Below are 25,325 nucleotides of genomic sequence, written 5' to 3' on the forward strand. Positions count from 1 at the left end.
TCATGCCGCCCTCCGAGGCTGCTGCGGAAGACGTCCCAGCACACCGGCCAGGCTGCGGGCGGTGGTCGCCCAGCCGTCCAGTGCGGCCCGGCGACTGCGCGCGGCGGCCTTGAGGCGGCGGCGCACATCGGCCTCGCCGAACCAGCCGCGCAGTTCCGCGGCGAGCGCCGCCGGGTTCTCCGGGGGTACGAGGATCCCGGGGACCCCGCCGTCGGGCGCGCGCCCGACCGCCTCGGGGAGACCGCCCACGTCGGTCGCCAGCACCGGGATCCCCCGCGCGAGCGCCTCCGTGACGGCCATGCCGTACGTCTCGGCGTAGGAGGTGAGGACCATGAGGTCGGCCGCCGCGTAACTCGCGTCGAGTTCCGCGCCCGCCTGCGGTCCCGCGAGGTGCAGCCGGTCGCCGAGCCCGTACTTCCCGATCAGGCCGCGCAGCTGGGCGACGTACGTCGGGTCCTGGGTGAGTCCGCCGACGCAGACGCAGCTCCAGGGCAGGTCGGTGACGGTGGCGAGGGCCTCGATCAGCCGGTGCTGGCCCTTGCGTGGGGTGACCGCGGCGACGCACAGCAGCCGGGAGACGCCGTCGGTACCGGAGGCGAGGGGCGCGATGTCGGCGCCCGGGGCGGCGACATGAACACGTTCCGGGGCGAGCCCGTGGTGGGCGACCAGCCGGCGGACGGCCCAGTCGCTGGTGGCGACGACGGCGGACACGGCCCGCAGCGTCGCCCGTTCCTTCGCGTCCAGCTCGGCGGCCACGGCGGGCGCGAGCCCGGTCTCGTCGCCGAGCGGCAGGTGCACCAGGACGGCGAGACGCAGCCGTTCAGCCTCGGGGACGACGATCTCGGGGACGCCGCAGGCGACGAGACCGTCGAGGAGGACGACCGAGTCGTCCGGGAACTCGCTGAGCGTGCGCGCCAGCTCCGTACGGGCGGAGGCCGACGGCCGGGGCCAGCTGCCCGCGACGGCGTGCTTGTGGACCTGCCAGCCGAAGCCGGGCAGGTCGAGGCAGAGCCGGCGGTCGTAGGCGTTGCCGCCGCTGGGCGCGGACGCGTCGTCGACACCGCCCGGCATCACGAAGTGCACGGAGCGCAGGGACATGGGGATGATCTCGGCGTTCTTGAGAGCCGTGTGCTGCACGGGCACGTAGTTCAGGGAAGCCTGGTCGTCGTTCGCGGACGCCTGGCCGGTCTTCGCGGACGCCTGGCCGGTCTTGGGGGACACCTGACCGGACTTCGCGGACGCCTGGCCGGACTTAGGTGGCACCTGGCCGGACTTGGGGGAGGCCTGGTCCATGGTCGTGTCGGTCACAGTGCACGCTCGTAACTCGCCCAGGCGATGTGCGACTCGTGCAGGGTGACCGTGATGCCCGCGAGGCCTTGGGCGCCCTCGCCGAGGGCCCCGGCGTGCACGCGCTCGGCGAGGCGGTCGGCGATGACCTTGGCCAGGAACTCCGTCGAGGTGTTGGTGTTCTTGAAGTCCGGTTCGTTGTCGAGGTTGCGGTAGTTCAGCGCGCTCACGACGGCGCCGAGTTCCTGCGTGGCCAGACCGATGTCGACGACGATGTTGTCGTCGTCCAGCTCGGCCCGGCGAAACGTGGCGTCCACCAGGAACGTCGCCCCGTGCAGGCGCTGCGCGGGCCCGAAGACCTCGCCACGGAAGCTGTGGGCGATCATCAGGTGATCGCGGACGGTGATGCTGAACAACGGACGACCCTCCAGGTGCGGCACGTCTGATCCCCTGCCGGGACCATGCCGTGTAGTACGGCTTCCCCGTTCTCCTTGTTCAGCTGCCTGTTCCCCTTTCTTTGCAGTTTTTGGAGGTCAGGCAGGTTGTTCAGTGCTCAAGCGCCTTCGTAGACGACTCGATGGCACAGGCCGGGTATCGATCCGGAGGCCAACTTCGCCATCACGTCGGGCAGTTCGTCGAAGCCGCACTCACCGGTGACGAGCGCGTCGAAGGCGGGCTCGGCGAGCAGTTCCAGGGCGAGTGCCAGCCGATCGGCGTACGTCCGACTGGCGCGCCGCGCCGGGGAAACGGAACCCACCTGGCTGCTGCGCACGACCAGGCGCCGTGAGTGGAAGGCCTCGCCCAGCGGCAGGCTGACCCGCCGGTCGCCGTACCAGCTCATCTCCAGGACGGTGCCCTCCTGGGCGAGCAGCTCCAGCGAACGGGTGAGCCCTGCCTCGGTGGCGCTGGCATGCACGACGAGGTCGCACTCGCCCGCGGCGTCCGCGGGGAGCGCGAAGTCCACGCCCAGGGCGCGGGCGATGTCGGCGCGCGCGGGGTCGGCGTCGACGAGCTGGACGCGTACGCCCGGGAAGCGGGCGAGGAGCGCGGCGATGGAGCAGCCGACCATGCCGCCGCCCACCACGGCGATCCGGTCGCCGACCAGCGGTGCCGCGTCCCACAGGGCGTTCACCGCGGTCTCCACCGTCCCGGCGAGCACGGCGCGCGGGGCGGGGACGGAGTCCGGTACGACGGTCACGGCGCTCAGCGGCACGACGTACCGCGTCTGGTGCGGATACAGGCAGAAGACGGTCCGGCCGCGCAGACCCGCCGGGCCTTCTTCCACCTGGCCGACGCTCAAATAGCCGTACTTCACAGGTGCGGGGAAATCCCCGTCCTGGAACGGTGCACGCATCGAAGCATGCTGACTTTCCGGAACGCCGCCGCGGAAGACGAGAGTCTCGGTGCCCCGGCTCACTCCCGAGTAGAGCGTGCGCACCAGCACCTCCCCCTCGGCAGGGGCCGGCAGGGCGACCTCGCGTATCTCGGCGTGGCCGGGCGAGCTCAGCCAGAAGGCACGAGCTGTGAGTTCCATGAGCGTCCCCCTGAACGATTCAGCAGATCTTCACGTACGGACCAGTGACAAGCCGCGCACTGTACGCGGCGTTGATCGACTCTGTCATACGGCCGGAGGATGTGCGGTGGCCCTGAACAACACGTACGACGCGAGGCTCTTGGCGCAGGAGACCACGGTGGGAGCGGGTCTGCAGCTCCTGGTGCTGGCTCTGCTGGGCACGGCGATCGGGATGGGGCCCGCGGGCTGGCTGACCGGTCTGGCCTTCGCGCTCGCCACCTGGGCGGTTCTGACCCGTGCCCTGCGCCGCTCACGGCCCCGTTCCTTCGGCCCGGCCAATCGGGTGACACTCGGCCGGGCCATCCTGGTCGGCGGGGTCACCGCCCTGGTCGCGGACTCCTTCGAGAGCTCGCCCCCGGTCAGCCTGCTCGTCGGCCTCACGGCGGTCGCCCTGATCCTCGACGGGGTGGACGGCAAGGTCGCCCGTCGCACCGGTACCTCGACCGCGCTGGGCGCCCGCTTCGACATGGAGGTGGACGCGTTCCTGATCCTGGTGCTGAGCGTGTACGTCTCGATGTCGCTCGGCCCGTGGGTGCTGCTGATCGGCACCATGCGGTACGCGTTCGTGGCTGCGGCCCGGGTGCTGCCCTGGCTGAACGCGGCCCTGCCGCACAGCATGGCGCGCAAGACCGTGGCGGCCCTTCAGGGGATCGTGCTGCTCGTCGCGGGCGCCGGGATCATGCCCCTGGAGGGCAACGCCGCCGCGGTGCTCCTCGCGCTCGCCTCGCTCGTCTGGTCGTTCGGCCGCGACATCACCTGGCTGTACCGCCACCGCCACCCGGTCGAGGAGCGGGAGCAGGCACAGGAGCGGGAGCAGGAGCAGCAGGTGCGGGTGCAGGAGACGGAGCGGGTGCAGGAGCAGGAGCAGCAGGTGCGGGACGACGTCCGCGAGCTCGTCGAAGCGTGAGGCCGCGGCGACGGGCGGAGCGTCACCGAGGGCGGAACCGGTCGATAACGATTCGGCAACCGCACGCTCTACCGCGTCGTAGGGTTCGGACAGGTGAAAGACCGACTCGTCATCAAGGGCGCCCGCCGGCACAACCTGCGTGACATCTCCGTGGAGTTGCCCAGGAATGCGCTCATCGTCTTCACCGGGGTATCGGGCTCGGATAAATCCAGCCTGCGTCTGCTGTACGCCCGCGTCGGACGCCCGAACTGCCCCGAGTGCGGGGAGCCGGTGGAGCGGCAGCCGCCCCAGCAGATCGTGGACCGGCTGCTCGCGCAGGGCGACGGGGTGCGCGTCCAGGTGCCGGCTCCGGTGGTCCGGGACCGCAAGGGCGAGCATGCGGACGTGTTCGGGCAGTTGCGGACCGACGGGTTCAGCCGGTGCGGGTCGACGGGGAGGTCCATCCGCTCACCGGGCCGCCGCCGCTGGACAGGCGCGGGAAGCACTCGCCCGACGTGGTCGTGGACCGGCTCACGGTGAAGGCGAGTGCGCGACAGCGGGGTGTCTGCCCCGAGTGCACCGGCCTGGGCTCACGGACGGAGGTCGACCCCGAACTCGTCGTACCGGCCGAGGAGAAGTCACTGTCCGAGGGCGCCGTCGCGCCGTGGACGAACACCAGTGGCGCCGAGTACTTCACCCGGCTGCTCGAAGCGGTGGCCGCGGCGGCCGGGTTCAGCGCCGCCACCCCCTCGCGTCAACTGCCCGCCACCGCGAAGAAGGTGGTGCCGCAGGGTTCCGGGAGCAGGTCCACATCACCTGTCGGAACCGGTTCGGGCGCGAGCGTTCCCACCTGACCCGGTTCGAGGGCATCTTCCCCCATGTCACCCGCCGCCACACGCGGGAGGACGCCTCACGGGAGCGGTTCGCGGGCTGTACGCACGAGGTGCCCTGCCCGGCCTGCGGCGGCGCCCGGCCTGCGGCTGCGGGACCGTGGCAACACGGTGATCGTCGTCGAGCACGACGAGGAGACCGTGAAGGCCGCCGACCGGGTGGTGGACATCGGGCCGGGCGCGGGCGCGCACGGCGGACACGTGGTGCACTCGGGTACCGCGCGCGAACTCCTCGACCATCCGACCCCCCTCACCGGCGCCTGTCTGGCCGGCCGACGGCGGATACCGCTGCCCGCGGCACGCAGGCCCCGCACGAAGGGGCGCGCGATCACGGAAGCTGTTCGCACAGACTCCGGAGGCGAAGGTGCGCGGCCACCGGCCGGGCCGATTCTCCTTCCATCTCAAGGGCGGTCGCTGCGAGCACTGGTACGGCGACGGCACCCTCAAGGCCGAGATGAACTTCCTCCCCGACGTCTACGTGCCGTGTGAGGTGTGTCACGGAGCGCAGTACAACCGGGAGACCCTGGACGTACACTTCAAGGGCAGGTCCATCGCCGACGTACTGGGCATGACCATCGAGGACAGCCTGGGTTTCTTCGCGGAACACGCGATCATCTCCCGGCACCTCAGGGCGCTCCAAGACGTGGGTCTGGGCCATGTGAAACTCGGCCAGTCCGCCACGACGCTCTCCGGCGACGAGGCACAGCGCGTCAAGCTCGCCGCCGAACTGCAGAAACGCACCAAGGGAAGAACGCTCTACGTCCTCGACGAGCCGACCACCGGCCTGCATGTCGACGACGTCCGCCAACTGCTGGCCGTGCTCCACCGACTCGTCGACCAAGGCAACACGGTCGTCGTCATCGCGCACGACCTCGACGTGATCAAGACCGCCGACTGGACCATCGACATGGGCCCCGAAGGCGGCCACCGCGGCGGCACAGTGATCGCCGAGGGCACCCCCGAACAGGTGGCGGCCCAGCCTCGGTCCTACACCGGGCAGTTCCTCCGACCGCTTCTGGAGAGGAGTTGAGCGCCATGGACACGGACACTCAGGCATGGGAACTGGAGTCGCCCAATCCCGCCGCGTATGCGGACGAGGACGACGACGCGCCCAGCCCCCGGCTCACCTCCGGCGGCGCCACGATCGATCAGGTGCGCGACTACCTCAAGCAGATCGCGCGGGTCTCCCTCCTCGACGCCGAGAAGGAGGTGGAGCTGGCGAAGCGGATCGAGGCGGGCCTGTTCGCCGAGCGGAGGCTGACGGAGGAGCCGCACATCAGCCCCGAATTCCAGCGCGAACTGGAGATTCTCGCCGCGGACGGACATGTGGCGAAGTCCCATCTCGTCGAGGCGAACCTGCGCCTGGTCGTCTCCATCGCCAAGCGGTACAGCAGACGGGGAATGCTGTTCCTGGATCTGATCCAGGAGGGAAACACGGGACTGATCCGCGCGGTGGAGAAATTCGACTACACCAAAGGGTTCAAGTTCTCGACCTATGCGACCTGGTGGATCCGGCAGGCGATTTCACGCGCCCTGGCCGACCAGAGCCGGACGATCCGCATTCCCGTCCACATGGTCGAGGTCATCAACCGCATGGCCAAGGTCCGCCGGGAAATACTCCAGGACACCGGGGCCGAACCCACACAGGAACAGCTCGCGGACAAGCTGGACGTCCCCGTCGAGAAGATCACCGAGATAGAGGGCTTCAGCAAGCAGCCGGTCTCGCTCCACACCCCGCTCGGCGAGGACGGCGGCACGGAACTCGGTGACATCCTGGAGGACAGCGAGACCATCTCCCCCGCGGACATGGTCACCTTCCTCCTCCTCAAGGACGCCATCCAGGCCGTCCTCGCGAACATGACCGCACGCGAGGCCGGGATCATCTCCCTGCGCTACGGCCTCGTCGACGGGCAGGCCCGGACCCTGGAGGAGATAGGGCAGGTGTACGGGGTGACACGTGAGCGCATCCGCCAGATCGAGTCCAAGACGATGTCCAAACTGCGCCACCCCTCCCGCTCCCAGGCCCTACGGGACTACCTCGACGTCAGCTGATCGATCCCCCACTCCCAATGCGGTGCTCACGCATGAGTGCCCTCCCTGGCCGTCCTGGGGGGATCGATCGGGCGGCCGCGGGTCACGGCCGCCGGTGAGCGGTTGTCGGCGTACTGATCACGCCCGTCGCCTACGAGCCGCCGTGAAAGAAGCCGGACTTCAGGTCCGTGATGATGGCGTCAAGTGGTTGCCCACTGACGATGAACGCTCCGCTCCAGGGCCCGCTGAGTGCGAAGAGCAACGCCAGGCTCAGCCCGACCACACTCGCCACACCTACGATCAGCAGTGACGTTCGCAGGCTGCTGCGGAAGACCAGTGCGCCGGAGTTCACGATCAAGGCCAGTCCGCTGACGACCAGCGTGACGACGTAGAGCGCGGGAACGTCGCGCGAGGCGGCCGCAACGCGGGCGCGACGACTACTGGTGACACCGTCCATGGAAGCCACCAGCTCCGTGCCGGCCGGGGTTCCCACCTCGGGCCGGGCCGCTTCGGCGCGCACACTCCGCTCCAGCCGTGCGATCGCGTGAGCGGTGGCGGGGTCGTCACCGGACGCCGCTGCTGCAGCCTTCCACTCCCTGGCACGCGTGGTCTGCAAGTAGTCCAGCAGCGCCGCATGGATAGGCTCCGACTGGACTCGCGGACTCGTCGCCGCCCAGGCCAGGCGGGAGGCCGCGGCCGCCTCGTCGCTCACCAACCCCTCGGCCGCGCGCAGGTAGCCGGCCTCGCTGGCCAGTGTGAGTGCCGCGAAGATCGCGAAGGCGGCGCCGAGTGTCGGCATCAGGGGCGTGGCGATCTGCGGCACCCGATCCCGTTCCTCGACCGGTACGAGCGCCCGGACGCCGACCCGCGCCGCGGCCGCGACCAGTAGGGCAAGCAGGAGCCCGCCCACAACCAGCACCACCGCCGGCAGCGAGGTCAACCAGTTCACCACATCACCTACAGCGCGTTCCCGCGAGCGCCCCGCAGCGGCGGCACACCGGCCCCCGCAACCTGGCGCTCTTCGATCACTTTCAATGAACGCTCCATGATCACAGCTTGAAGACCTTTGACGCTCGCGACGCCCGGCACGGCATCTCTCTTTCGTTGGCCAAACAGCCGAATGCGCCCCGTACGAGGCGGTACCGACAACGACCGCCACGCCCGTCTCACTTTCCGTCTCATTCAGCCTCGTTCACCGTCATTCAGCCGAGACGGGAAGCCGATCCCAGTCCGGTGGCGAGCCAGTTGGAAAGTCCTGCGCCCCCACGCATGGTGGCCGACTGTCCGTCAATCAGCTGAAAACGCCATGGCCCACGTGGTACCGCTGGACGAGGGAGGTGCCGTCCGCTTCCTTGCCGAGTATTCGTTTGAGTTGCTCGGGCTCAGGGGGCCTTTGGCCTGGTCAGCAGCCGACGGCGGTGTCCCCGCGGAACGCCCCGGCCACCACGGGGACCAGCTGCCGCTCGATCTGCTCGGCGGACATGGCGGCCAACTCGGTGCCGATGGGGGCCAGTGCGAGCCAGTTCAGCAGGCCGGCTGCGCATCGCGTACGGAAGATCAGTTCCTGCTCGTCGACTCCGGGAAGGTTCGCTGTCAGCACCCGGAGGGCTTCCCGGCGACTCTGGTCGAACTTGCCGTTCAGCCGCTCCCACCCCTCGGGCGGATCGATACCGACGCGCGCCACAGTCCGCATCACGGCCAGGTCTTGTCCACCGGCCGCCAGTGCGCGCACCATCGGCCGGGCGAAGGCTGCCGCCAACTCCTGGAGCGTCGACGTGGAGCCAAGGGGATCGAGCTCTTGGATCTGCGCGTCCAGATACCGTTCCAGCGCGTGCTCTATCGCCGAGTCGCAGAGCGCCTTCAGCGACCCGAAGTGGTAACTCACCGCGGCGACGTTGGCTCCGGCGCGATCGGTGATCTCGCGAAGTGTCACGCCCTCCTGGCCTCGCTGCGCGAGCAACTCCAGGGCGGCCGTCTGCAGGCCGTCCCGCGTGCGCTGACCGGCCTCTCGGCGCAGGTCCGTCTTTTTCGCCTGTATCACAGCATGAACTCAAGCAGCTGCTTGAGTTCATTGTCAAACAGCCGCCTCGCTGAGCAACGGCACTGAAGCCTCTGTTCGGCGACGCGGATTGGGGCGGGGGCGGTCGGCACAGCAGTACGTAGGCGCGGATGCGGCGTTCGAGGCGATGGAGGACCGACACCGCACCGGCCGGACCGGGAACCGGATCAGCGCCGAGCCCGGCCGCCTCCGCGAGGTCACCCCCATCGACCTGACCAGCCGCAACACGGCCGCGTGGGCACACGCCTCCGCGGCTGCGCGACCACACAATTTAAACAAGTGCTTGACAGCCTGTGTGGCCGTTCATAATCTCAAGCGAGCGCTTGATTTACTAAGCACCCACGAGAGACCGTTGCGACGGATCTCGGATCCTGAGAACAAACCTGGAGGAACACGACATGAAGCTGCTCAGCCGGAAGTCGATCACCGCCACGGCCGCGATAGCGATCCTGGGTGGTCTTTCCATCGCCGCTGCGCCGACGCAGGCCGCAAGCCCCGTCCACAACAATGCAGCGGTCCACAGCAGCACGGCGGCCCACGCCGACCTGACCCCTGGCGACCTGGCGAAGCTGCCGCTGACGGACCGCCACCTGACCAGGCACGAGAGGGCCAACCTCGCGGTCGTCCTGCGCGACTACCACGTGGCGGAAGGCAACAGCCTGGACGTCAACACGTTCGTCAACAGCTTCGCCAAGGACGGCGTCTTCAACGACATGGTCCCCGGCCAGGCATACCGGGGCAAGGCGCTCGGTGACGTTCTGCCCTACATGGCCAACCTCTTCCCCGACGTTCACCGTGAACTCAAGCGCATCACCGTGAACGGCGACGTGATCAGCATCGAACTGTCGATCCAGGGCACGTTCGAGGGACCGCTGCAGTCACCGGCGGGCACCGTCAAGCCGAACGGCGCGAAGATCGACGTGCCTACGGCCGACTTCTGGTACCTGCACAACGGCAAGGTCGAGAAGTTCAACTGCTTCGTCGGGTACTCGACCATGTACTCCCAGATGGGCGTGAACTTCGACTGGGCCTCGGCGGTCAACAAGCACTGAGTCGTTCCCCGGCGGGTGATGCCCGGCGCCACCAGCCGCGCATCACCCGCCGAGCAGCAGCGACCAGGCCAGCCCTTGTCGCCACACCAGCACTGCGACTTCGGCCTTGCCGCACCCCGGGCGCGTCCCGTGAACGGAGGTGGCTCGGCTCAGGCGGTGGCGGTCAGGGGGGCAGTGGCTTCCCAGACGAACCCGTCCGGGTCGCTGAACGGGCTGGCGGCGCTGGAGAGCACGAGCCTGTGTGATCCGGTGCCGTCGGCGGGGACACCCGCATCCTTGGCGAGAGCACGGCGCTTGTACAGGGCCAGCTTGACGGGGCCCGACCCGGTGGCGAACTCGACGTACTTGCCGCCGAAGCTCTTGCCCACGGTGAGGCCCTGCTCGACGTAGAACTGCTTGCTGGCCTTCACGTCCTCGACGCCCAGCAGGAGCACGAGCTCCTCGAAGTCCCGGGCGACCGGGCCCGTGTCCTTCTTCGCCGACGTCGCGATCTTCCAGATCGTGCCGTCCGGGGCCTGAACGACGCCGCCGTAGCCCCACAGCGACTTAGAGGTGGGCTTGAGGGCGGTGGCGCCGGCGTCGAGGGCGGCGCCGACGAAGGCGTCGACGTTGCCCGGCTGGGACACCACGAGCGACAGGGTGAAACCGCGGAATCCGGTCGTGGGGGCTTCGGAGGCGCGCAGGCGCACTTGCGACGAGTCCAGTCCGAAGACGGTGGAGTAGAAGCGCGCGGCGGCCGTGGTGTCGGCCACCTCAAGGGTGACGGCGTCGATGGAGTTCATGACTTCGACGGTAGGGGCAGCCGGGTCACCGACGCTTCTCGAAAACTGCCCGGTCTGGCCGCGGCCCGGGGCCACGGGCCTGAGTGGCCCTCAACCATCGTCCCGCCCCCACCCGAACCGTGGTCGGCGTCGAGCAGCCGGGCCGGTACGACGCGCACCGGCCGCGTTCTTTCAGGAACGAGCCAATGCCGCGGACCACACGTAGGACACGACTCCGAGCCGCAGGAACAGCCACACGCCCCCAGAGCCAGTCCCGAACGACCGGACTCTACGAAATCGCGGCGCGTCGGGGAAGAGCGCTCAACGCCATCTGTTCAGCGGCGGAGTACGGCAACCAGAGCATCCAGGCACGAACTCGGACCGGACTCCCGCAAGCGGGTGTCGCAGGTTCGAATCCTGCCGGGGGCAGAGAGAAGGGTCGGCCGGGGCACAGAGAGAAGGTCGGCTCAGGAGGGGGTTCCTCCCAGGCCGACCCTTCGGGGGGCGTGTCAGGCGGGTGGGCATCCGAACCAGTTCACCTTGCCGTCGTCGGAGGTATAGCCCATACAACTGATGGTTTTGTTGTGCAGGGTCTCGGTCCGGGCAACCCCTCCGTCCAGAGTGTCCCTCTTGTAGTGGGTCCGTACGAGGGTGTCGATCTCGATGGTGAACCAGCGCCTCTTGTTGTTCGGGATGCTGCAGTGGTGGCCGGTCAGGTTGCGGCTGGGCCCGGCGCTGCTCCACATGTCCTGTTCGGCGCGGTCGCAGTGCGCGCGACCGGAGGCGCCGGCGGTGCCAACGCCGGTACCGAGCAGGGCCGTCGCGCCCGTGACCACCGCCGCGGTAACGCCGAGCAGCCGCTTCAGAGTGAGGTTCATCGATTGGTCCTCCTGCCAGGTGTGGTGACGGCTCGGAGTCGCCATGTCACCTCGGTGTGATCATTGCATTTATCCGGTATGTCCGGCCTGTTGGCCGACGACACACTCCCCCGACCCGGTGACGTCGGTGACGCCAATGCAGCAGGCCGCAGTCACACCACAGGACCCGCCCCGGCCACCGCGGCAGGACCTCGAGCGTCTCCGTCAACTCATCGCATCCAGGCGTGGGTTCCGCGCCCGCAAACAGCCGAATCTCTTCATGAGAGTTCACTTGCATAAAGAGAGTGAACCCTCTAACTTCATGAGAGTCGACTCTCGCCACGCGATGACAAGGAACTCACCATGACCACCCCCACCTCCACCCCCTCCACCCCCTCCACCCGCACCATCGAGCTGAACGGCGGACTGTCCGTCACTGTCGAGGAGTACGGCGAGAACACCGAGGGCACCGGCGTGCTGATGCTGCACGGCGGTGCCGGCCCGCGCACGGTGGCCGGCATCTCGTCCGCACTGTCCGAGCACGTGTACGTCGTCACGCCGACCCACCCCGGCTTCGACGGCACTCCCCGCCCGGAGCGGTTCGACACCGTCGCCGACCTGGCCGTCGCGTACCTGGATCTGCTCGACACCCTGGACCTGAAGGGCGTCATGGTGGTCGGCAACTCCATCGGCGGCTGGATCGCCGCCGAGATGGCCCTGCGCGACAACCACGGCCGGATCGGCGCGCTGACCCTGCTGAACGCGGTGGGCATCCACGCCCACATGAAGGAGAACCGGGTCGTCGACCCGCGCACCCTGGCCCCGGCCGAGATGAGCCGGTTGTCCTTCGCCAACGCGCGGTTCCGCCCCGACTTCGCCTCGTTCAGTGATGCGCAGCGGGCCACGGCGGTCGCCAACCAGAAGACCCTCGCCGTCTACGGGGGCGAGGGGTTCACGTACGACCCGAAGCTGCGCGGCCGACTGCACCGGGTGACCGTGCCGGTGCTGGTCGTCTGGGGCGAGGAGGACGGCATAGCGCCCCTGAAGTACGGGCGCGGCTACGCCGACTCGTTCCCCAACGGGCACTTCGCCCCGATCCCCGACGCCGGGCACTTCCCGCAGATCGAGCAGATGGGACGCACCCTCGGGGCCATCGGCGACTTCGTCGGCACGATCGTCAAGCCCGGCGCTTCGGACTGACCGCCTCGCACCCCGGCCCGCCCCGTCTCGTCCCGTCCCGCCTCTCTGCCCGCCGCGCACCGGAGCCCCAAGCCCGGCTGGAATTTCGTGGTCGCTCAGCAGTCTTCGACTCGCGCAACGGCGCGGAGGTCGAGACGGACGCGGAAGATATTTCCCATACCTTCCGCCGGACAGGCTCTGGACGGGCAAAGAACCCCCAGGTCAGGGACCCGGGGGTTCTTTGTTGACCGAAGCAGTGCCGCAGGCTCGGACAACTGAGCCGAACCGCCTGTGTTCTGCGGCGTCAGAAGCGGCGTTGTCCCTGTCCCTATGCTGCGCCGCTGATGTCGGCGGCGATGAAACGCCGGTGGAGCGGACTGAAGTCCGTCTCGGGTGTACCGCTGATGCCGGCCTTCTGGATCGCGGGTGCGAGCCGTTCGGTGAAGAAGGTCTCGAATGCCTGCCGGGATTCCCACACATCGGTCACGTGGAACCCCTGGTCATCAAACCAGGCAACGTGCACCTGGCCACCAGCCGCCGGGGTCTCCTCCCAGCCGACCACATCCCGCACCGTGTCGTACTGCTCCGGTGTGACCCCTGCCCAATGCATCGACATCACCACAGCCATGTCCAGCCCCCTTGCTGCTCGTAGTGCCACACGCGGTTCTCGGCACACACCTCCGCGACGGCCGGTGGCGTCGCCCCTGCCGGTACCAGCGCTGAAATCGTTCCACCCCACGGGCCTTGCCTGACAGAGCGCGCGGAGGCGTACCGGCGCCTGCGGGAACGACCGCGGGCGCCCTCTGCCGCGATGAGTTTTGGTCGGCGCGCGAGTCTGTTCTGGTGAGCGTCGCGGGACGTCGTGCGACGCTGCCCGGCACGAGACACCACGGAGGACCCCATGACGACCACGCCGAGCGACCCGACCACCGCGCTGCCCGGCCGGCCGCCCGTCGTCGACCTGGCCACCTGGCAGGCCGCCCGTGACGAGCTACTGGTCCGCGAGAAGGCCCACACCCGCGAGGGCGACGCCCTCGCCGCGGCCCGGCGCCGGCTGCCGATGGTGGAGCTCGACGGGACGGTCGAGGTCGTCGGACCCGACGGCCCGGTCCCGTTCCTGGACCTGTTCCAGGGCCGCGACGAGCTCGTGGTCTACCAGCACATGTGGCACGACGGCGCGCCGCACCAGGGGCAGTGCGAGGGCTGCACCACCACGGCCTGGCACGTGAAGGACGCCGTCTACCTCAACGCCCGCGGCGTCTCGTTCGCCGTCCTGACCTCGGGCCCATGGGACGAGGTGGCCCCCTACGTCGAGTTCATGGGCTACACCCAGCCCTGGTACTCGGTGCGCGGTGTGGACGCACCGATCGGCGGACGAATGGGGCACATCGCCTGTTTCCTGCGCGACGGCGCCCGCGTGTTCCTCACGTACTCCACGACGGGCCGTGGCAACGAGCCGGTCAACGGGTCCTTCGCCCTGCTCGACATGACGCCCTACGGCCGCGGCGAGGCATGGGAGGACAACCCCGAGGGCCGGACCGTGATCGGCGATGTCCGCGAGGGGCACCCGTCCGAGGGCCGCCAGGCCTGCTGGTACTGGCGCTCGGACGCGGACGGGAACGCCACCTGGGGGCCGACCAGCCGGCCCGTGCCGCAGTGGACCCGCCCCGGCGCGACCCCCGTGGAGACCCTCGGCCGGCACGGCCACCACCACTGACGCGCCTTCGTCGACGGCGTCGGTGAAAGGAGTCCGCGTCCAGTGTCGTCCGAGTGCCGGTACCGCTATCTGCTTCGCCACTCCTCGGCCAGCAGTTCGTACGAGCGCACCCGGTCCGCATGGCCGTGGGCGATGGTCGTAATCAGCAACTCGTCGGCCCCGGTGGCCTCCTGGAGCTGTTCCAACTGGTCGGCGACATGTGCCGGGGAGCCCACGAACTGGGTCTCGACGCGATCCGCGACCAGCGCCCGGTCCTCGTCGCCCCACACATGGGCGCGGGCTTCCTTCGGCGTCGGGAACTCGATGGCGCCCTCGGCGGTGCGGATGCTGCGGACCCAGGGGCCGTAGCCGGTGGCGAGTTCGCGCGCGGTGTCGTCGTCCTCGGCGACGACCACGTCCGCGGACACGCTGACGTACGGCTTGTCGAGGACGTCGGACGGCTGGAAGGCGGCGCGGTAACCCTCCGCCGCCTCCAGCACCGTGGCCGGACTGACGTGGTAGTTCGCCGCGAACCGCAGCCCGTTGCGGCCGGCGACCGTGGCGCTCTGACCGCCGCTGCTGCCCAGGATCCACACCTGTACGTCCGCGCCCTCGCCCGGGACGGCATGCGCCTCGACGCCGTCCGCCGACCGGTACGTCCCGGCGAGCAGCGCGAGGATGTCGTCGATCTGCTCGCCGTAGTCCTGCGACCGGGCGTGCGGCTGCTGGAGCAGCGTGCGCTGGAGGGCGATACGGGGTGAGCCGAGCAGATGCTCGAAGGAGAACCGGGGCGGGATGCGGAGACCGCCCGGGGCGCGGCCGCCGACCACGGGGGTCGCGGTCGGCAGCGGGTCGGTGGGCGCTCCCGGCGGGCGCCCGCCGGAGCGGCCGAGGCCCAGGTCGAGGCGGCCGGGGTGCAGGGCGTCGATCAGGCCGAACTCCTCGACCGTGGAGAGCGCGGTGCGGTGCCCGAGTTGTACGGCGCCCGAGCCGAGCCGGATCGTGGAGGTGGCGGAGGCGGTCAGGGCGAGGACCACCGCGGGTGAGGTGCCGGCGACTCCCGGGTTGAGGTGGTGCTCGGCGAACCAGTAGCGGGCGTACCCGAACCGCTCCGCCTGCCGGGCCAGGTCGATGGAGTTGCGCAGGGCCTCGGTCGCGGTGGAGCCGGAGGAGATCGGGACGAGGTCGAGGACGCCGAGGGGGATGTCGGACATGGGGCGGGGCTCCTCAGCGGTCGGCGGGGACGGACGTGGACGCGGGGGCGGACGCCGGCTCGGACGCCGGCTTCGCCTCGGCCTCGGGTGTCGCGAGCACCGGCCCCCACGCGAACGGCGGGTCGGGGATCTCGCGGCGCAGTACCGGAGCGACCTCCGACTGGAAGCGCTCGAGGGAGTCGCGGTGCTGGGTGTCGCCGAGACCGCTCGCGTCCGCGTGCAGATGCAGCACCGTGTGTCCGAACCGCTCGTGGTAGCGGTGCACCTTGTCGATGATCTGCTGGGGGCTGCCGATGAGTGCCGAGCTGCGCTCGACGAAGTCCTCCAGCGTCGGGAAGACCGGCTCCAGGCCCAGGCTCTTCTGGAAGGCCAGGTTCCCCTCGAACACCGGGCGGTACGCGGCCAGCGCCTCCTGCGACGTACGGGCCGCGTAGAGGCCCGCCGTGCCCGCGCCCACCGCGATGTCGGCCGGGTCGTGGCCGTAGTGCTCCCAGCGCTCGCGGTAGTAGCGGATCAACTCGGCGTAGGGCTCTATGGGATTGGTGACGTTGGCGGAGAAGAGCGGGTCGCCGTAGCGGGCGGCCAGGTCGACCGACTCCTTGCTGGTCGCACTGCCGTGCCAGACCCGGATCGGCTGCTGGTACGGCCGGGGCCACACCTCCGCGTCCTTGAGTTCAGGGCGGAAGCGGGTCTCGGCGGTCACCTTGTCCTGGCGCCAGATCTTGCGGAACACCTCGTAGCTCTCGGCGTTGCGGTCCCACTGATCCTCGGGGGTGACGTCGAAGAGGTCGCGCTGGGCGGCACCGTTGCCCTTGCCGATGATCAGGTCCAGGCGACCGTCGGAGAGGTGGTCGAGGGTCGCGTAGTCCTCGTACGCGCGTACCGGGTCGAGCAGGCTGAGCGTCGTCACGGCCGTGAACAGGCGGATGCGCTTGGTGAGCGCGGCGACGTGGCTGAGCACGACGGGCGGCGAGGACGAGATGAACGGCCGCTCGTGCCGCTCCCCCACGCCGAAGCCGTCAAAGCCCAGCTCCTCGGCGAGCAGGGCGTTGTCGAGGACCTCGCGGAACCGGTCGTGGGTGGGCTTCTGCACGCCGGTGATGGGGTCCGGCCGGTGCACGATCAGGGTGATGGCGAGGAATTTCATGACGCCGCACGCTCGTCACGCACGTTGTCCGGGTGGGCGAGGCCGAGGTGGTCGCGCAGGGTCGTGCCCTCGTACTCGGTGCGGTACACGCCACGCTCCTGGAGCAGCGGGACCACGGTGTCGGCGAAGGCGTCGAGGCCGCCGGGGGTGATGTGCGGGACGAGGATGAAGCCGTCACTGGCGTCGGCCTGCACGAAGGAGTCGATGGTCTCGGCGACGGTGGCCGGGGAGCCGACGAAGGCCTGCCGGTTGCCGGTCTCGATGACCAGATCGCGGATGGACCACTTGTTGGCGGCCGCGAGCTCCCGCCACTCGCGGGCGGTGGCGAGCGGGTCGCGGTACATCCGGACCTGGGCGCGGCCCCGGGCGATGGTGTGTTCGCCGAGGTCCGGGTCGATGTCGGGCAGGGGGCCTTCCGGGTCGTACGCGGACAGGTCCCGGTTCCAGACGAACTCCAGGTGCTTGATCGCGGTGGCGCCGCTGACCTGCTGGCGGCGCACCTCGCGGGAGATCTCCTCCGCCTCGGCGTCCGTGTCGCCGAGGACGAAGGTCGCGGCGGGCAGGATCAGCAGCTGGTCGCGCGTACGGCCGTAGCGGGCGAGGCGTCCCTTGACGTCCGTGTAGAACGCCTGGCCCTCCTTGAGGGTGGCGTATCGGCTGAAGATCGCGTCCGCGCTGGAGGCGGCGAACTCGCGCCCCTCGTCGGAGTCTCCCGCCTGGAAGATCACCGGGCGTCCCTGCGGGCTGCGCGGGACGTTGAACTGCCCCTGGATGTCGAAGTGTTGGCCCTGGTGCACAAAGGCTCCGGCCTTCGCGTCGCGCAGGAAGGTGCCGGTCTGCGCGTCGGCGACGATCTCGTCCCCGTGCCAGGAGTCGAACAGCTCGTTCGCCGTGGTCAGGAACTCCTTGGCCCGGGAGTAGCGCTCCTCCTGCGGGAGGAATCCGCCGCGGCGGAAGTTCTCACCGGTGAAGGCGTCCCAGGAGGTGACCACGTTCCAGGCGGCGCGGCCGTCGGAGAGGTGGTCGAGGCTGGCGAACTGGCGGGCCACCTCGTAGGGCTCGTTGAAGGTGGAGTTGATGGTGCCGGTCAGGCCGAGGTGTTCGGTGACGGCGGCGAGCGCGGTGAGGATCGTGAAGGTGTCGGGGCGGCCGACGACGTCCAAGTCGTAGACCTTGCCGCCCTGTTCGCGCAGTCGCAGCCCTTCGGCGAGGAACAGGAAGTCGAACTTGGCGCGTTCGGCGGTGCGCGCGAAGTGGGCGAAGGAGCTGAACTCGATGTGGCTGCCGGCCTCGGGGTCGCTCCACACGGTGGTGTTGTTGACGCCGGGGAAGTGCGCCGCGAGGTGGACCTGCTTGCGGGGCTTGTCCTGTGACGTGCTGCTCATGAGTGGGTCCCTCCGGCTCAGGCGGTGGCGGCGTAGCGGTTGGCGGGGCGGGAGAGGCCGAGCAGCCCGCGCAGGGTGTCGGCCTCGTAGGACTGCCGGAAGACGCCCCGGCGCTGGAGTTCGGGCACGAGGCCCCGGGTGACGGCGGGCAGGTCGTGGCCGAGGACGGCGGGCCGCAGCCGGAAGCCGGACAGCCCCGCCTCCGCCAACTCCTGGAGCAGATCGGCCAGTTGGGCGGGTGTGCCGGTGAAGATCCGGGCATCGCCGGTGTACGGGTATCCGGCCAGGGCGTCGAGACGCTCGCGGCGGGCCGCTGCGGCGGCCGGGTCGTCGTCCAGGAACACCACCAGGTCGCCGAAGACGTGCAGGGGTTCGTCGGCGCGGCCGGCCGCCCTCTGCTCGGCGCGGATCTCCTCGACGATGGCACGGGCCTGACCGGCGTCGTGCGGGGTGACGTAACCGATGTCGGCGGCCCGGGCCACCAGCCGGTAGGGGACGGTCGCGTGGGCCAGGGCGCTGACGACCGGCTGGCCCTGCGGCGGGCGGGGGGTGATCGAGGGGCCCTTGACGCTGAAGTGCTTGCCCTCGAAGTCGGTGTAGTGCAGTTTGTCGCGGTCGACGAAGCGTCCGGTGGCGACGTCCCGGATCTCCGCGTCGTCCTCCCAGCTGTCCCAGAGCCGGCGCACCGCTTCCACATAGTCCGCGGCCTCGTCGAAGAGGTCGGTCGTCAGCTCTCGCACAGCCGGGCTGTCCAGGTCCTCGATGCGCAGCGGCGGGAGCGTACGGCGGCCGAAGTGCGCGGCCTCGTGCGCGCGGGCCGACACCTGCACCCGTACGCCCGCACGGCCCGTGCTGACGTAGTCGAGGGTGGCGATCGCCTTGGAGATGTGGAAGGGCTCGGTGTGGGTGACGACGGCGGTCGGGACCAGCCCTATGTGGCTGGTCAGCGGGGCGACGCGGGCGGCGATCAGGACGGCGTCCAGGCGCCCGCGGACCTGGTCGGTGCGGCTGTCTGGCTCGGTGACGTGCGAGGACTGGAGTCCGAGGGCGTCCTCGATGGTCACGAAGTCGAGGAGACCTCGCTCGGCCTCGGTGACCAGGTCCGTCCAGTACCCGGCGGTGAGCAGCTCACGGGGGCGGGCCACCGGCTCGCGCCAGGCGGCCGGGTGCCAGCCGGCGCCGTCGAGTGCGACGGCGAGGTGCAGATGGGGGGACGAGGGGGAGGAAACGGGCAGCGAAGATGATGCGGACACGGAGGGGTTGCCTTCCTGGTCGACCGTACGAGAGCGCGGCCCTCGGGGCGGAGGGCACGGCGGCGGGGTGACAGGTCAGGGACGACAGAGCGCGCCGGCCACGCGCTGGAGATCGATGTGCGACCGGGAGTACAGGTGCACACGGCGGCGCGGGACGAGCGCCATGACGCGGAGAGCGGACCCGCTTCGCACGTCCCTCACCTCCGCTTCCGTGTCCCGGCGGGCTCGTGGCCGCGCCGACATCGTGGATCCCTTCAACACAACGGTCCGCCTACGCCGTCTGTTCCTGCTGGGCGCCCGGAGTTCGGACGAGGAGGAACTCCGAGCGGCGGCGCAGGGTGAAGCCGATCGACTCGTAGAGCCGGATCGCGCCGGTGTTGGTCGCGGAGGCATGCAGGAAGGGCGTGTCTCCGCGCTCCCTGATGCCGGCCGCGATCGCGCGGACCAGTCGCGTGGCCAGGCCCTTGCCGCGGTGGTCCGGGGCGGTGCAGACCGCGCTGATCTCCGTCCAGCCGGGCGGTCGCAGCCGCTCGCCGGCCAGGGCGATGAGCCGGCCGCGGTGCCGGATGCCGAGGTAGGTGCCCAGTTCGACCGTGCGGGGCAGGAAGGGCCCCGGCTCGGTCAGGGCGATCAGGTCCAGGATCTCGGGGACGTCGTCGGGCCCGAGCCGCACCGCTTCGGGGGCGGGCTCGGCGCGCAGCGCGGTGTCGACCAGTTGCACGCCCTGGCCGTGCTGGACCGTTTCCCAGCCCTGGGGCGCCGACTTCGCCCCGGTCACGGGGGTGACGGTGCCGGGGCCGACGAGCGCGGCGAGGTCGTCCCAGGCGCGCGGGTCGGCCGGGTCGGCGAGGGCGGTGAACGGGGAGACGTCCAGGGGGTAGCGGGCCGCACGTCCCACGCGCTCGGCGAGGTGGGCGTGCGGGCCGGTCAGCGCGGCCCAGGCGGCGTTGTCCAGGATGTGGGGCGCCGCCGGGCTCTGCGGCGGGGTCGGTCGGGCAACGGTGGACATGGTGGCGTCGGACCTCCGGGAAGCGGTCAGGAGTTGTCGAGCGGGAGGCCGGGCGGGTTGATCTGCGAGGTGCTGACGGCCTCGTTGGAGAGGTTCCAGGCGGCGAGCCACTTGGCGTACTGACCGTCCTTGATGAGGTGGTTGATCGCGTCGGCGACCGGCTTGGCCAGCCCGCTGTCCTTCTTCGCGGTGGCCGCGATCAGTCCCTGGAGCGTCGCGCCCGCGCCGGAGAACTTGCCCGCGTTGCGGGTCGGGTTGGGTGTCTTCGCCGTCTGGGTGATGTGGTACGAGATACCGGGGTTGGGTCCGAAGTAGGCGTCGATCTTCCCGCTGGACAGCGCCAGATAGACGCTGTTGTTGTCCTGGAAGTACTTGACGGTGAGCTTCTTGCCCTCCTTCGCGAGCTTCGCCTTCCACTCCAGCAGGAGCTTCTCCTGGTTGGTTCCGGCGCCCACGGAGACGGTCCGGCCGGCCAGGTTCTCGTAGTCGCCGGCGAAGTTCCAGGTGCTCTTCTTCGGCACCTCGAAGGCGAGGTTGTCCTGCCGGTAGGAGGCGAACTCGTACTTCTTCTTGCGTTCCTCGGTGTCCGTGACGTTCGTGAAGGCGACATCGACCTTGCCGCTGTCGATGCCGACGAACAGGTTCTCCCAGGTCGAGTTCTTCACTTCCGGCTTCAGTCCGAGGACGGCGGCGACCAGTCGGCCGAGGTCGGGTTCGGCACCGGTGAGGGTCTTCTGGTCCTGGCCGACGTACGCAAGCGGCGGGAACCCGGCGGGCAGCGCGCCGACGCCGATGACCAGCTTGCCGCTCTTGGCGACCGACTTGGGCAGCTCGGCGCTGATGGACTTGACCTCGGACACCTTGAGGTCGGTCTGCCGTGCGGCGCCGTTGGAGAGCGCGCCGACGGTGACGGTGCCGGAGGCCGCGCTGCCGGAGGTGGTGGCGGCGTCGCTCTCTCCCCCGCACGCGGCGAGACCGGCGGCGAGGGTGGCGACGGCGGTGGAGGCGGTGAGGCCACGGAGGAGTCTGCTGCGGAGGGTGAGGGTGCGCATGGCTGTCCTTGTCCGATGTTCGTGAGTGAAGGTGAGGTGGGTGAAGGTGAGGTGGGTGAAGGCGTGCGGGATGAAGGCGCGCGGGATGAAGGAGGTTCAGAGGACCTTGCTCAGGAAGTCCCTGGTCCGCTCGTGCGTCGGGTGGTCCAACACCTCGGTGGGCGAGCCCTGTTCGACGACGCGGCCCTCGTCGAGGAAGACGATCCGGTCGGCCACCTCGCGGGCGAAGCCGATCTCGTGGGTCACGATGACGAGCGTGGTGCCGCTGGTGGCCAGGTCCTTGATGACGGCGAGTACCTCGCCGACCAGCTCGGGGTCGAGGGCGGAGGTCGGCTCGTCGAAGAGGATGACTCCGGGCCGCAGCGCGAGGGCGCGGGCGATCGCGACCCGCTGCTGCTGGCCGCCCGACAACTGGCGTGGATAGGCGCCGGCCTTGTCGGCCAGACCCACACGGTCGAGGAGGGTGCGCGCGAGCTCCCTGGCCTCGGGCCGCTTCAGCCGTCGGGTCGCCACCGGCGCGGCCGCCACGTTGTCCAGCACCGTCAGATGCGGGAACAGGTTGAAGTTCTGGAAGACGAACCCGATCCGGCCGCGCTGGGCCAGGATCGCCCGCTCGGTCAGCTCCTTGAGCCTCTCGCCATGTCGGCGTACGCCGATGAGCTCGCCGTTCAGGCTCACATGGCCGATCTCGGGCTTCTCCAGGTGGTTGATCACCCTGAGGAGGGTGGACTTGCCGGAGCCGGACGGGCCGAGGATCACGGTGACCTCTCCGGGCCGCACCGTCAACTCCACGCCGTTCAGCACGCGTTGGGCGCCGTACCACTTGTGCACATCGCGTACCTCGACGGCGGCCGGTCGGATCTCGAGCGTCTCGCCGGTCATATCGCCGCCTCCTTACGGACCCGGGCCCGCAGGTCACGCAGACCGGTGCGGACCTTCTGCAACGGGGTCGGCGGGAGGGAGCGCAGCGCACCCCGCGAGTAGTACCGCTCGACGTAGAACTGGACGACGGACACGACGCTCGTGAGGATCAGGTACCAGGCGGTGGCGACCAGCAGCAGCGGCACGATGTCGCCGGGGTAGGTGGAGCCCATGCTCTGCACCGAGCCGAAGAGGTCGAGCAGCGAGACGTAGAAGACCAGCGAGGTGCCCTTGATCAGGCCGATCAGCTGGTTGACGTAGTTCGGGGTGATGGAGCGCAGTGCCTGCGGGAACACGATCCTCGTGAACTGGTAGCCCTTGGGCAGACCGAGTGCGGAGGCCGCCTCGTGCTGGCCCTGGTCGACGGAGAGGATGCCACCGCGGACCACTTCCGCCGCGTACGCCGCCTCGTTGAGGCTCAGTCCGACGACCGCGACGACCATGTCGGTGGCGAGCCGGGACTCGTCGAAGGTGAAGAAGGCGGGGCCGAAGGGGACGCCGAGGCTCAGCGTCTTGTAGAGCGCGCTGAAGTTGTAGAGGAACAGCAGGACGACGATGAGCGGCACCGAGCGGAACAGCCAGATGTAGACCCAGCTCACCGCGCGCAGCACAGGGCTTTCGGAGAGTCGGGCCAGGGCGAGCAGGATGCCGACGAGCAAGCCCAACACGGCGCTGTAGAGCGTCACTTCGAGGGTGATGAGCAGGCCGTCGAGGATCGTGGGACGCAGGAACCAGTACTGGAACCGGTCCCACTGGAAGAAGGGGTTGGTCGCCAGCCCGTGGACGATCTGGGCGACCACGACGAGCACGATCGCCGAGGCGATCCAGCGGCCGGGGTGGCGCAGGGGCAGCACGCGCTGTGCCGCGGCCGGGCGGGGCTCCGTCGTGCTCAACGGCACGGCGGAGCCCAGGGATTCACTCATGGAGGGCTCCAACGAATGCGGACACACCGCCGCCGGCCCGTACGACGGCGGTGCGCGCGGGGACAGACGGATGTCAGGGGGTACGGAGGAAGGAGAGGCTCACCGGCAGCACGCCGACAGGGCGGCGGGCGAAGGGGGTCGAGCCGTGCGGACGTTCAACGCCGCGGAAGGCGGAAGCGGTCAGCCCTGACAGAGACAGCGGGCGCCGCGGGAGCTACAACACAGTGCGGCGGCGGGGCAGCCGTGGCGCCGCGAAGCGGTCGTCCCGTCAGCTGCGTACATCGCGTTCACCGTCACCATTCCGCCCCGCTGGGCCTTGAGCGCACCGGAGTCGATCCGGTCCGATGCGGCGTAAGTTAGGCATGGCCCCAAACGAATGTCAACGCGCACCGGCCGGAATGACCACGTGGTGAGACCGCGCATATGCCTTCTTGACTGCTCCGCGGACCGCACGGAGACTGACGGGGACGGTCACGATTGTCAGCGCCCGTCGTGCGGGTTTCTCCCGTTCGACGCGGTTATCGGCCCCGGCCCGCTGACAGGCAACCCTTCCACCGCGACGGGGTGCCCCGGGTGACGACCGGGTCCCGCCGGTGCGGTGGGACAAGCGCGGTCTCGCCTCTCGCGAGCCCCGGACACGGGAGCGATGGGAATGGCCAGGAGGAGCACGAACGGTCTGACCAGGCGCCTGCACATCGATCTGCAGCGGGTCTCCAGCGCGTACTAGTCCAGGCGGTCCGTCCAGCGCGTACTGGTCCACGCGGTCCGTCCGGTCAGGCATGTCCCACGATCCGGACCGGCCCGTACGTCAGCGCAGTCACTCCGTTCCGCCACCGCCGCCCAACGGGCCGCGGGGGCTTCGACGTTGCCTGGAGAGTCATGCCCAAGACAGTCTCGCTCGCCGCTCCTCGCCCCCACCGCATCCGCAGCCGCATCGGCGTCGGCCTGGCCGGCGGTTTCTACCCGGCACCGCACCGCTATCAGCTGTACCTCGCCGAGGGCTGTCCGCGTTCGCTGCGTATCTCGGTCACCCTGGAGCTGCTGGGGCTCCACGACTCGGTCGCCACCACGCTGCTGACGCTTCCCGCCGAGACACCCGAGGCGTTCGCCGCACTGCGCGGCGCGTACGAGGCCACCTGGCACCACTACGACGGTCCGCTCACCGCGCCCGCGCTGTGCGACCGTTGGAGCGGACGGATCGTGAGCAACCACACGCCGGACATCCTGCGTGACCTCGCCGGGCTGCCGGTCTGCCAGAGCGACACCCGCCTCCCCCGGCTGAACCCACCGGCCCTCACCGCGGACATCGACGCCTTGCGCGAACTCCTCGACCGGGACGTCACGCCCACCGCGCCGCCGCTTGCGCGCACGGCGGCACTCCAGTCGCTTGACCGGCAACTCGCCTCGCACGTCTACGCGTTGGGCGACGAGCTGACGGCCGCGGACGTCGACCTCTGGGTGGCCCTGACCCAACTCGGCCCGACGGAGTCCCTTTCCCCGTACGGTCGGCTCCGCGCCTACGTACGTCGGCTCGACGCCCACCCGGCCTTCCACGGCAAGGTGCGCTGAGCGCGTACGCCAAGGTCGCCGGGGCCAGTGGGGCCGTAGGGCCCGGGCCCCGGCGCCGCGTCGGCTCAGCCCTTGGCGCGGGTGAAGACGAGCGTGCCGGTGACGGTCGTCAAGCCGCGGATCATGCCCATCTGGTTCCAGCCCATGTCGAACTGGTCGCGGTCCACGGTGAACTCCGCGGTGAGCGTGACGGTGTCGGCGCTCGCCCCGGTCACCCGGCCGGTGACGGGCTGCGGCCGGCTGATGCCGCGCACGGTCAGCTGCCCGTTGATCTCCACGGTGTCGTCCTGACCGAGGACGGCGTCGCGGACGGCGAAGGTGATCGTGGGGTGGCGGTCGGCGTCGAAGAGGTCGGCGGAGCGAAGGTGCTTGTCCCGCTTGGCGTTCTTCGTGTCCAGGGACGCGACATCCAGGGTGATGGTGCCGCGAGCGGTCCCGTCGGACTGGACCTCGCCCTCTCCGGCCACTCCGGTGAAGGTGCCCTTCACGGTGACCATGCCCCACATCGTCTTGTGCTTGATGGCGACGGTGGTACGGGCGGGGTCGAGCTGCCACAGGCCGGTTTCGACGGCGACGGTCAT

Annotated in this window: 24 protein-coding genes, 3 pseudogenes and 1 riboswitch; of the genes and pseudogenes, 9 read left to right on the plus strand and 18 right to left on the minus strand. The window is 69.8% G+C overall.

Translation table 11 applies throughout. The annotated features are described in order from the left end of the window. The 3 genes from AQJ27_RS04180 to AQJ27_RS04190 all read right to left on the minus strand — a co-directional run bounded on the left by AQJ27_RS04180 (position 1) and on the right by AQJ27_RS04190 (position 2,821). A complete protein-coding gene (locus tag AQJ27_RS04180) occupies positions 1-1,308 on the minus strand; it encodes a glycosyltransferase family 4 protein (RefSeq protein WP_235613389.1) in 1,308 nt (435 codons plus the stop codon). Then, the gene (locus AQJ27_RS04185; protein WP_060900963.1) at positions 1,305-1,703 is read right to left on the minus strand and encodes a 6-pyruvoyl trahydropterin synthase family protein; all 399 of its coding nucleotides are present in this window, start codon (positions 1,701-1,703) and stop codon (positions 1,305-1,307) included. Before AQJ27_RS04185 ends, AQJ27_RS04180 begins: the two co-directional genes overlap by 4 nt. A 137-nt stretch (positions 1,704-1,840) precedes the next feature. Next, complete coding sequence (locus tag AQJ27_RS04190) at positions 1,841-2,821, minus strand: zinc-dependent alcohol dehydrogenase (RefSeq protein WP_067361703.1); 981 nt, start codon at positions 2,819-2,821, stop codon at positions 1,841-1,843. 106 nt (positions 2,822-2,927) lie between these two features. Here AQJ27_RS04190 and AQJ27_RS04195 point away from each other — a divergent pair, with 106 nt between their 5' ends. From AQJ27_RS04195 to AQJ27_RS04215, 4 genes and pseudogenes are all read left to right on the plus strand, one after another. Beyond that, the gene (locus AQJ27_RS04195; protein ID WP_079064763.1) at positions 2,928-3,767 is read left to right on the plus strand and encodes a CDP-alcohol phosphatidyltransferase family protein; all 840 of its coding nucleotides are present in this window, start codon (positions 2,928-2,930) and stop codon (positions 3,765-3,767) included. 339 nt (positions 3,768-4,106) lie between these two features. After that, positions 4,107-4,246 (plus strand): annotated as a pseudogene (locus tag AQJ27_RS60740) (hypothetical protein); the annotation flags it as partial. A 36-nt stretch (positions 4,247-4,282) separates the two neighbouring features. Then, positions 4,283-5,666 (plus strand): annotated as a pseudogene (locus AQJ27_RS51765) (UvrA family protein). Next, a pseudogene (locus AQJ27_RS04215) lies at positions 5,651-6,688 on the plus strand (RNA polymerase sigma factor); the annotation flags it as partial. The pseudogenes AQJ27_RS51765 and AQJ27_RS04215, both read left to right, overlap by 16 nt. 130 nt (positions 6,689-6,818) lie before the next feature. On the opposite strand, the gene AQJ27_RS04220 reads toward AQJ27_RS04215, so the two are convergent. Together AQJ27_RS04220 and AQJ27_RS04225 are read right to left on the minus strand one after the other, a co-directional pair. Next, positions 6,819-7,607, minus strand: a complete 789-nt coding sequence (locus AQJ27_RS04220) for a bestrophin-like domain (RefSeq protein WP_208948603.1) — start codon at positions 7,605-7,607, stop codon at positions 6,819-6,821. Between the two features lie 462 nt (positions 7,608-8,069). Continuing rightward, on the minus strand, positions 8,070-8,708 hold the full coding sequence (locus AQJ27_RS04225; protein WP_201264225.1) for a TetR/AcrR family transcriptional regulator: 639 nt from the start codon (positions 8,706-8,708) through the stop codon (positions 8,070-8,072). 416 nt (positions 8,709-9,124) lie between these two features. Here AQJ27_RS04225 and AQJ27_RS04230 point away from each other — a divergent pair, with 416 nt between their 5' ends. Continuing rightward, positions 9,125-9,778: a nuclear transport factor 2 family protein gene (locus AQJ27_RS04230; protein ID WP_067361718.1), complete on the plus strand. Its 654-nt coding sequence runs from the start codon at positions 9,125-9,127 to the stop codon at positions 9,776-9,778. A 149-nt stretch (positions 9,779-9,927) separates the two neighbouring features. Here the strand turns inward: AQJ27_RS04230 and AQJ27_RS04235 are convergent, their stop codons facing one another. Both AQJ27_RS04235 and AQJ27_RS04240 read right to left on the minus strand, forming a co-directional pair. Beyond that, positions 9,928-10,560, minus strand: a complete 633-nt coding sequence (locus AQJ27_RS04235; RefSeq protein ID WP_067361721.1) for a VOC family protein — start codon at positions 10,558-10,560, stop codon at positions 9,928-9,930. Positions 10,561-11,048: 488 nt separating this feature from the next. Beyond that, complete coding sequence (locus AQJ27_RS04240; RefSeq protein ID WP_067361725.1) at positions 11,049-11,417, minus strand: hypothetical protein; 369 nt, start codon at positions 11,415-11,417, stop codon at positions 11,049-11,051. Between the two features lie 342 nt (positions 11,418-11,759). On the opposite strand from AQJ27_RS04240, the gene AQJ27_RS04245 reads away from it, so the two are divergent. Continuing rightward, positions 11,760-12,596, plus strand: a complete 837-nt coding sequence (locus AQJ27_RS04245) for an alpha/beta fold hydrolase (RefSeq protein ID WP_079064764.1) — start codon at positions 11,760-11,762, stop codon at positions 12,594-12,596. Positions 12,597-12,903: 307 nt separating this feature from the next. Here the strand turns inward: AQJ27_RS04245 and AQJ27_RS04250 are convergent, their stop codons facing one another. Further along, positions 12,904-13,203: a hypothetical protein gene (locus AQJ27_RS04250; protein WP_067361728.1), complete on the minus strand. Its 300-nt coding sequence runs from the start codon at positions 13,201-13,203 to the stop codon at positions 12,904-12,906. A 273-nt stretch (positions 13,204-13,476) separates the two neighbouring features. Between AQJ27_RS04250 and AQJ27_RS04255 the strand changes: the two genes are divergently transcribed. Beyond that, positions 13,477-14,292 carry a DUF899 domain-containing protein gene (locus tag AQJ27_RS04255; protein ID WP_067361731.1) on the plus strand — a complete coding sequence of 272 codons (816 nt, stop codon included), beginning with the start codon at positions 13,477-13,479 and terminating at the stop codon, positions 14,290-14,292. A 65-nt stretch (positions 14,293-14,357) separates the two neighbouring features. Here the strand turns inward: AQJ27_RS04255 and AQJ27_RS04260 are convergent, their stop codons facing one another. The 9 genes from AQJ27_RS04260 to AQJ27_RS04295 all read right to left on the minus strand — a co-directional run bounded on the left by AQJ27_RS04260 (position 14,358) and on the right by AQJ27_RS04295 (position 23,175). Beyond that, entirely contained in the window at positions 14,358-15,485 is a 1,128-nt protein-coding gene (locus AQJ27_RS04260) for an LLM class flavin-dependent oxidoreductase (RefSeq protein ID WP_067361734.1), read from the minus strand. 13 nt (positions 15,486-15,498) lie between these two features. Then, a complete protein-coding gene (locus AQJ27_RS04265; RefSeq protein ID WP_067361736.1) occupies positions 15,499-16,632 on the minus strand; it encodes an LLM class flavin-dependent oxidoreductase in 1,134 nt (377 codons plus the stop codon). Further along, on the minus strand, positions 16,629-18,017 hold the full coding sequence (locus tag AQJ27_RS04270; protein ID WP_067361739.1) for an NtaA/DmoA family FMN-dependent monooxygenase: 1,389 nt from the start codon (positions 18,015-18,017) through the stop codon (positions 16,629-16,631). The genes AQJ27_RS04265 and AQJ27_RS04270 overlap by 4 nt, the downstream gene beginning before the upstream one ends. A 17-nt stretch (positions 18,018-18,034) precedes the next feature. Then, positions 18,035-19,270 carry an LLM class flavin-dependent oxidoreductase gene (locus AQJ27_RS04275; protein ID WP_235613388.1) on the minus strand — a complete coding sequence of 412 codons (1,236 nt, stop codon included), beginning with the start codon at positions 19,268-19,270 and terminating at the stop codon, positions 18,035-18,037. A 75-nt stretch (positions 19,271-19,345) separates the two neighbouring features. After that, the gene (locus AQJ27_RS60745; RefSeq protein WP_425275183.1) at positions 19,346-19,513 is read right to left on the minus strand and encodes a putative leader peptide; all 168 of its coding nucleotides are present in this window, start codon (positions 19,511-19,513) and stop codon (positions 19,346-19,348) included. Positions 19,514-19,541: 28 nt separating this feature from the next. Beyond that, positions 19,542-20,279, minus strand: coding sequence for a GNAT family N-acetyltransferase (locus AQJ27_RS04280; RefSeq protein WP_067361742.1), 738 nt, complete (start codon positions 20,277-20,279; stop codon positions 19,542-19,544). Between the two features lie 26 nt (positions 20,280-20,305). Beyond that, on the minus strand, positions 20,306-21,331 hold the full coding sequence (locus tag AQJ27_RS04285) for an ABC transporter substrate-binding protein (protein WP_067361744.1): 1,026 nt from the start codon (positions 21,329-21,331) through the stop codon (positions 20,306-20,308). A gap of 96 nt (positions 21,332-21,427) precedes the next feature. After that, complete coding sequence (locus AQJ27_RS04290) at positions 21,428-22,213, minus strand: amino acid ABC transporter ATP-binding protein (protein WP_067361747.1); 786 nt, start codon at positions 22,211-22,213, stop codon at positions 21,428-21,430. Continuing rightward, positions 22,210-23,175, minus strand: a complete 966-nt coding sequence (locus AQJ27_RS04295; RefSeq protein WP_067361750.1) for an amino acid ABC transporter permease — start codon at positions 23,173-23,175, stop codon at positions 22,210-22,212. The genes AQJ27_RS04290 and AQJ27_RS04295 overlap by 4 nt, the downstream gene beginning before the upstream one ends. 469 nt (positions 23,176-23,644) lie before the next feature. Then, positions 23,645-23,791, plus strand: a riboswitch (SAM riboswitch). A gap of 36 nt (positions 23,792-23,827) precedes the next feature. On the opposite strand from AQJ27_RS04295, the gene AQJ27_RS60750 reads away from it, so the two are divergent. Beyond that, complete coding sequence (locus AQJ27_RS60750) at positions 23,828-23,902, plus strand: putative leader peptide (protein WP_351299548.1); 75 nt, start codon at positions 23,828-23,830, stop codon at positions 23,900-23,902. Positions 23,903-24,054: 152 nt separating this feature from the next. Next, entirely contained in the window at positions 24,055-24,744 is a 690-nt protein-coding gene (locus AQJ27_RS04300; protein WP_067361753.1) for a glutathione S-transferase C-terminal domain-containing protein, read from the plus strand. Between the two features lie 65 nt (positions 24,745-24,809). Here the strand turns inward: AQJ27_RS04300 and AQJ27_RS04305 are convergent, their stop codons facing one another. Beyond that, the gene (locus tag AQJ27_RS04305; protein ID WP_067361756.1) at positions 24,810-25,325 is read right to left on the minus strand and encodes a YceI family protein; all 516 of its coding nucleotides are present in this window, start codon (positions 25,323-25,325) and stop codon (positions 24,810-24,812) included.

Source organism: Streptomyces olivochromogenes (assembly GCF_001514115.1).
Taxonomy (GTDB): Bacteria; Actinomycetota; Actinomycetes; order Streptomycetales; family Streptomycetaceae; genus Streptomyces; species Streptomyces olivochromogenes.

Excerpts from the sequence above, each read along its gene's own strand:
- AQJ27_RS04240 (WP_067361725.1), bottom strand. The coding sequence starts at position 11,417 with ATGAACCTCACTCTGAAGCGGCTGCTCGGCGTTACCGCGGCGGTGGTC.
- AQJ27_RS04305 (WP_067361756.1), bottom strand. The coding sequence starts at position 25,325 with ATGACCGTCGCCGTCGAAACCGGCCTGTGGCAGCTCGACCCCGCCCGT.
- AQJ27_RS04230 (WP_067361718.1), top strand. The coding sequence starts at position 9,125 with ATGAAGCTGCTCAGCCGGAAGTCGATCACCGCCACGGCCGCGATAGCG.
- AQJ27_RS04260 (WP_067361734.1), bottom strand. The coding sequence starts at position 15,485 with ATGTCCGACATCCCCCTCGGCGTCCTCGACCTCGTCCCGATCTCCTCC.
- AQJ27_RS60745 (WP_425275183.1), bottom strand. The coding sequence starts at position 19,513 with ATGTCGGCGCGGCCACGAGCCCGCCGGGACACGGAAGCGGAGGTGAGG.
- AQJ27_RS04235 (WP_067361721.1), bottom strand. The coding sequence starts at position 10,560 with ATGAACTCCATCGACGCCGTCACCCTTGAGGTGGCCGACACCACGGCC.
- AQJ27_RS04255 (WP_067361731.1), top strand. The coding sequence starts at position 13,477 with ATGACGACCACGCCGAGCGACCCGACCACCGCGCTGCCCGGCCGGCCG.
- AQJ27_RS04270 (WP_067361739.1), bottom strand. The coding sequence starts at position 18,017 with ATGAGCAGCACGTCACAGGACAAGCCCCGCAAGCAGGTCCACCTCGCG.
- AQJ27_RS04265 (WP_067361736.1), bottom strand. The coding sequence starts at position 16,632 with ATGAAATTCCTCGCCATCACCCTGATCGTGCACCGGCCGGACCCCATC.
- AQJ27_RS04250 (WP_067361728.1), bottom strand. The coding sequence starts at position 13,203 with ATGGCTGTGGTGATGTCGATGCATTGGGCAGGGGTCACACCGGAGCAG.
- AQJ27_RS04280 (WP_067361742.1), bottom strand. The coding sequence starts at position 20,279 with ATGTCCACCGTTGCCCGACCGACCCCGCCGCAGAGCCCGGCGGCGCCC.
- AQJ27_RS04190 (WP_067361703.1), bottom strand. The coding sequence starts at position 2,821 with ATGGAACTCACAGCTCGTGCCTTCTGGCTGAGCTCGCCCGGCCACGCC.
- AQJ27_RS04300 (WP_067361753.1), top strand. The coding sequence starts at position 24,055 with ATGCCCAAGACAGTCTCGCTCGCCGCTCCTCGCCCCCACCGCATCCGC.
- AQJ27_RS04245 (WP_079064764.1), top strand. The coding sequence starts at position 11,760 with ATGACCACCCCCACCTCCACCCCCTCCACCCCCTCCACCCGCACCATC.
- AQJ27_RS04295 (WP_067361750.1), bottom strand. The coding sequence starts at position 23,175 with ATGAGTGAATCCCTGGGCTCCGCCGTGCCGTTGAGCACGACGGAGCCC.
- AQJ27_RS04285 (WP_067361744.1), bottom strand. The coding sequence starts at position 21,331 with ATGCGCACCCTCACCCTCCGCAGCAGACTCCTCCGTGGCCTCACCGCC.
- AQJ27_RS04290 (WP_067361747.1), bottom strand. The coding sequence starts at position 22,213 with ATGACCGGCGAGACGCTCGAGATCCGACCGGCCGCCGTCGAGGTACGC.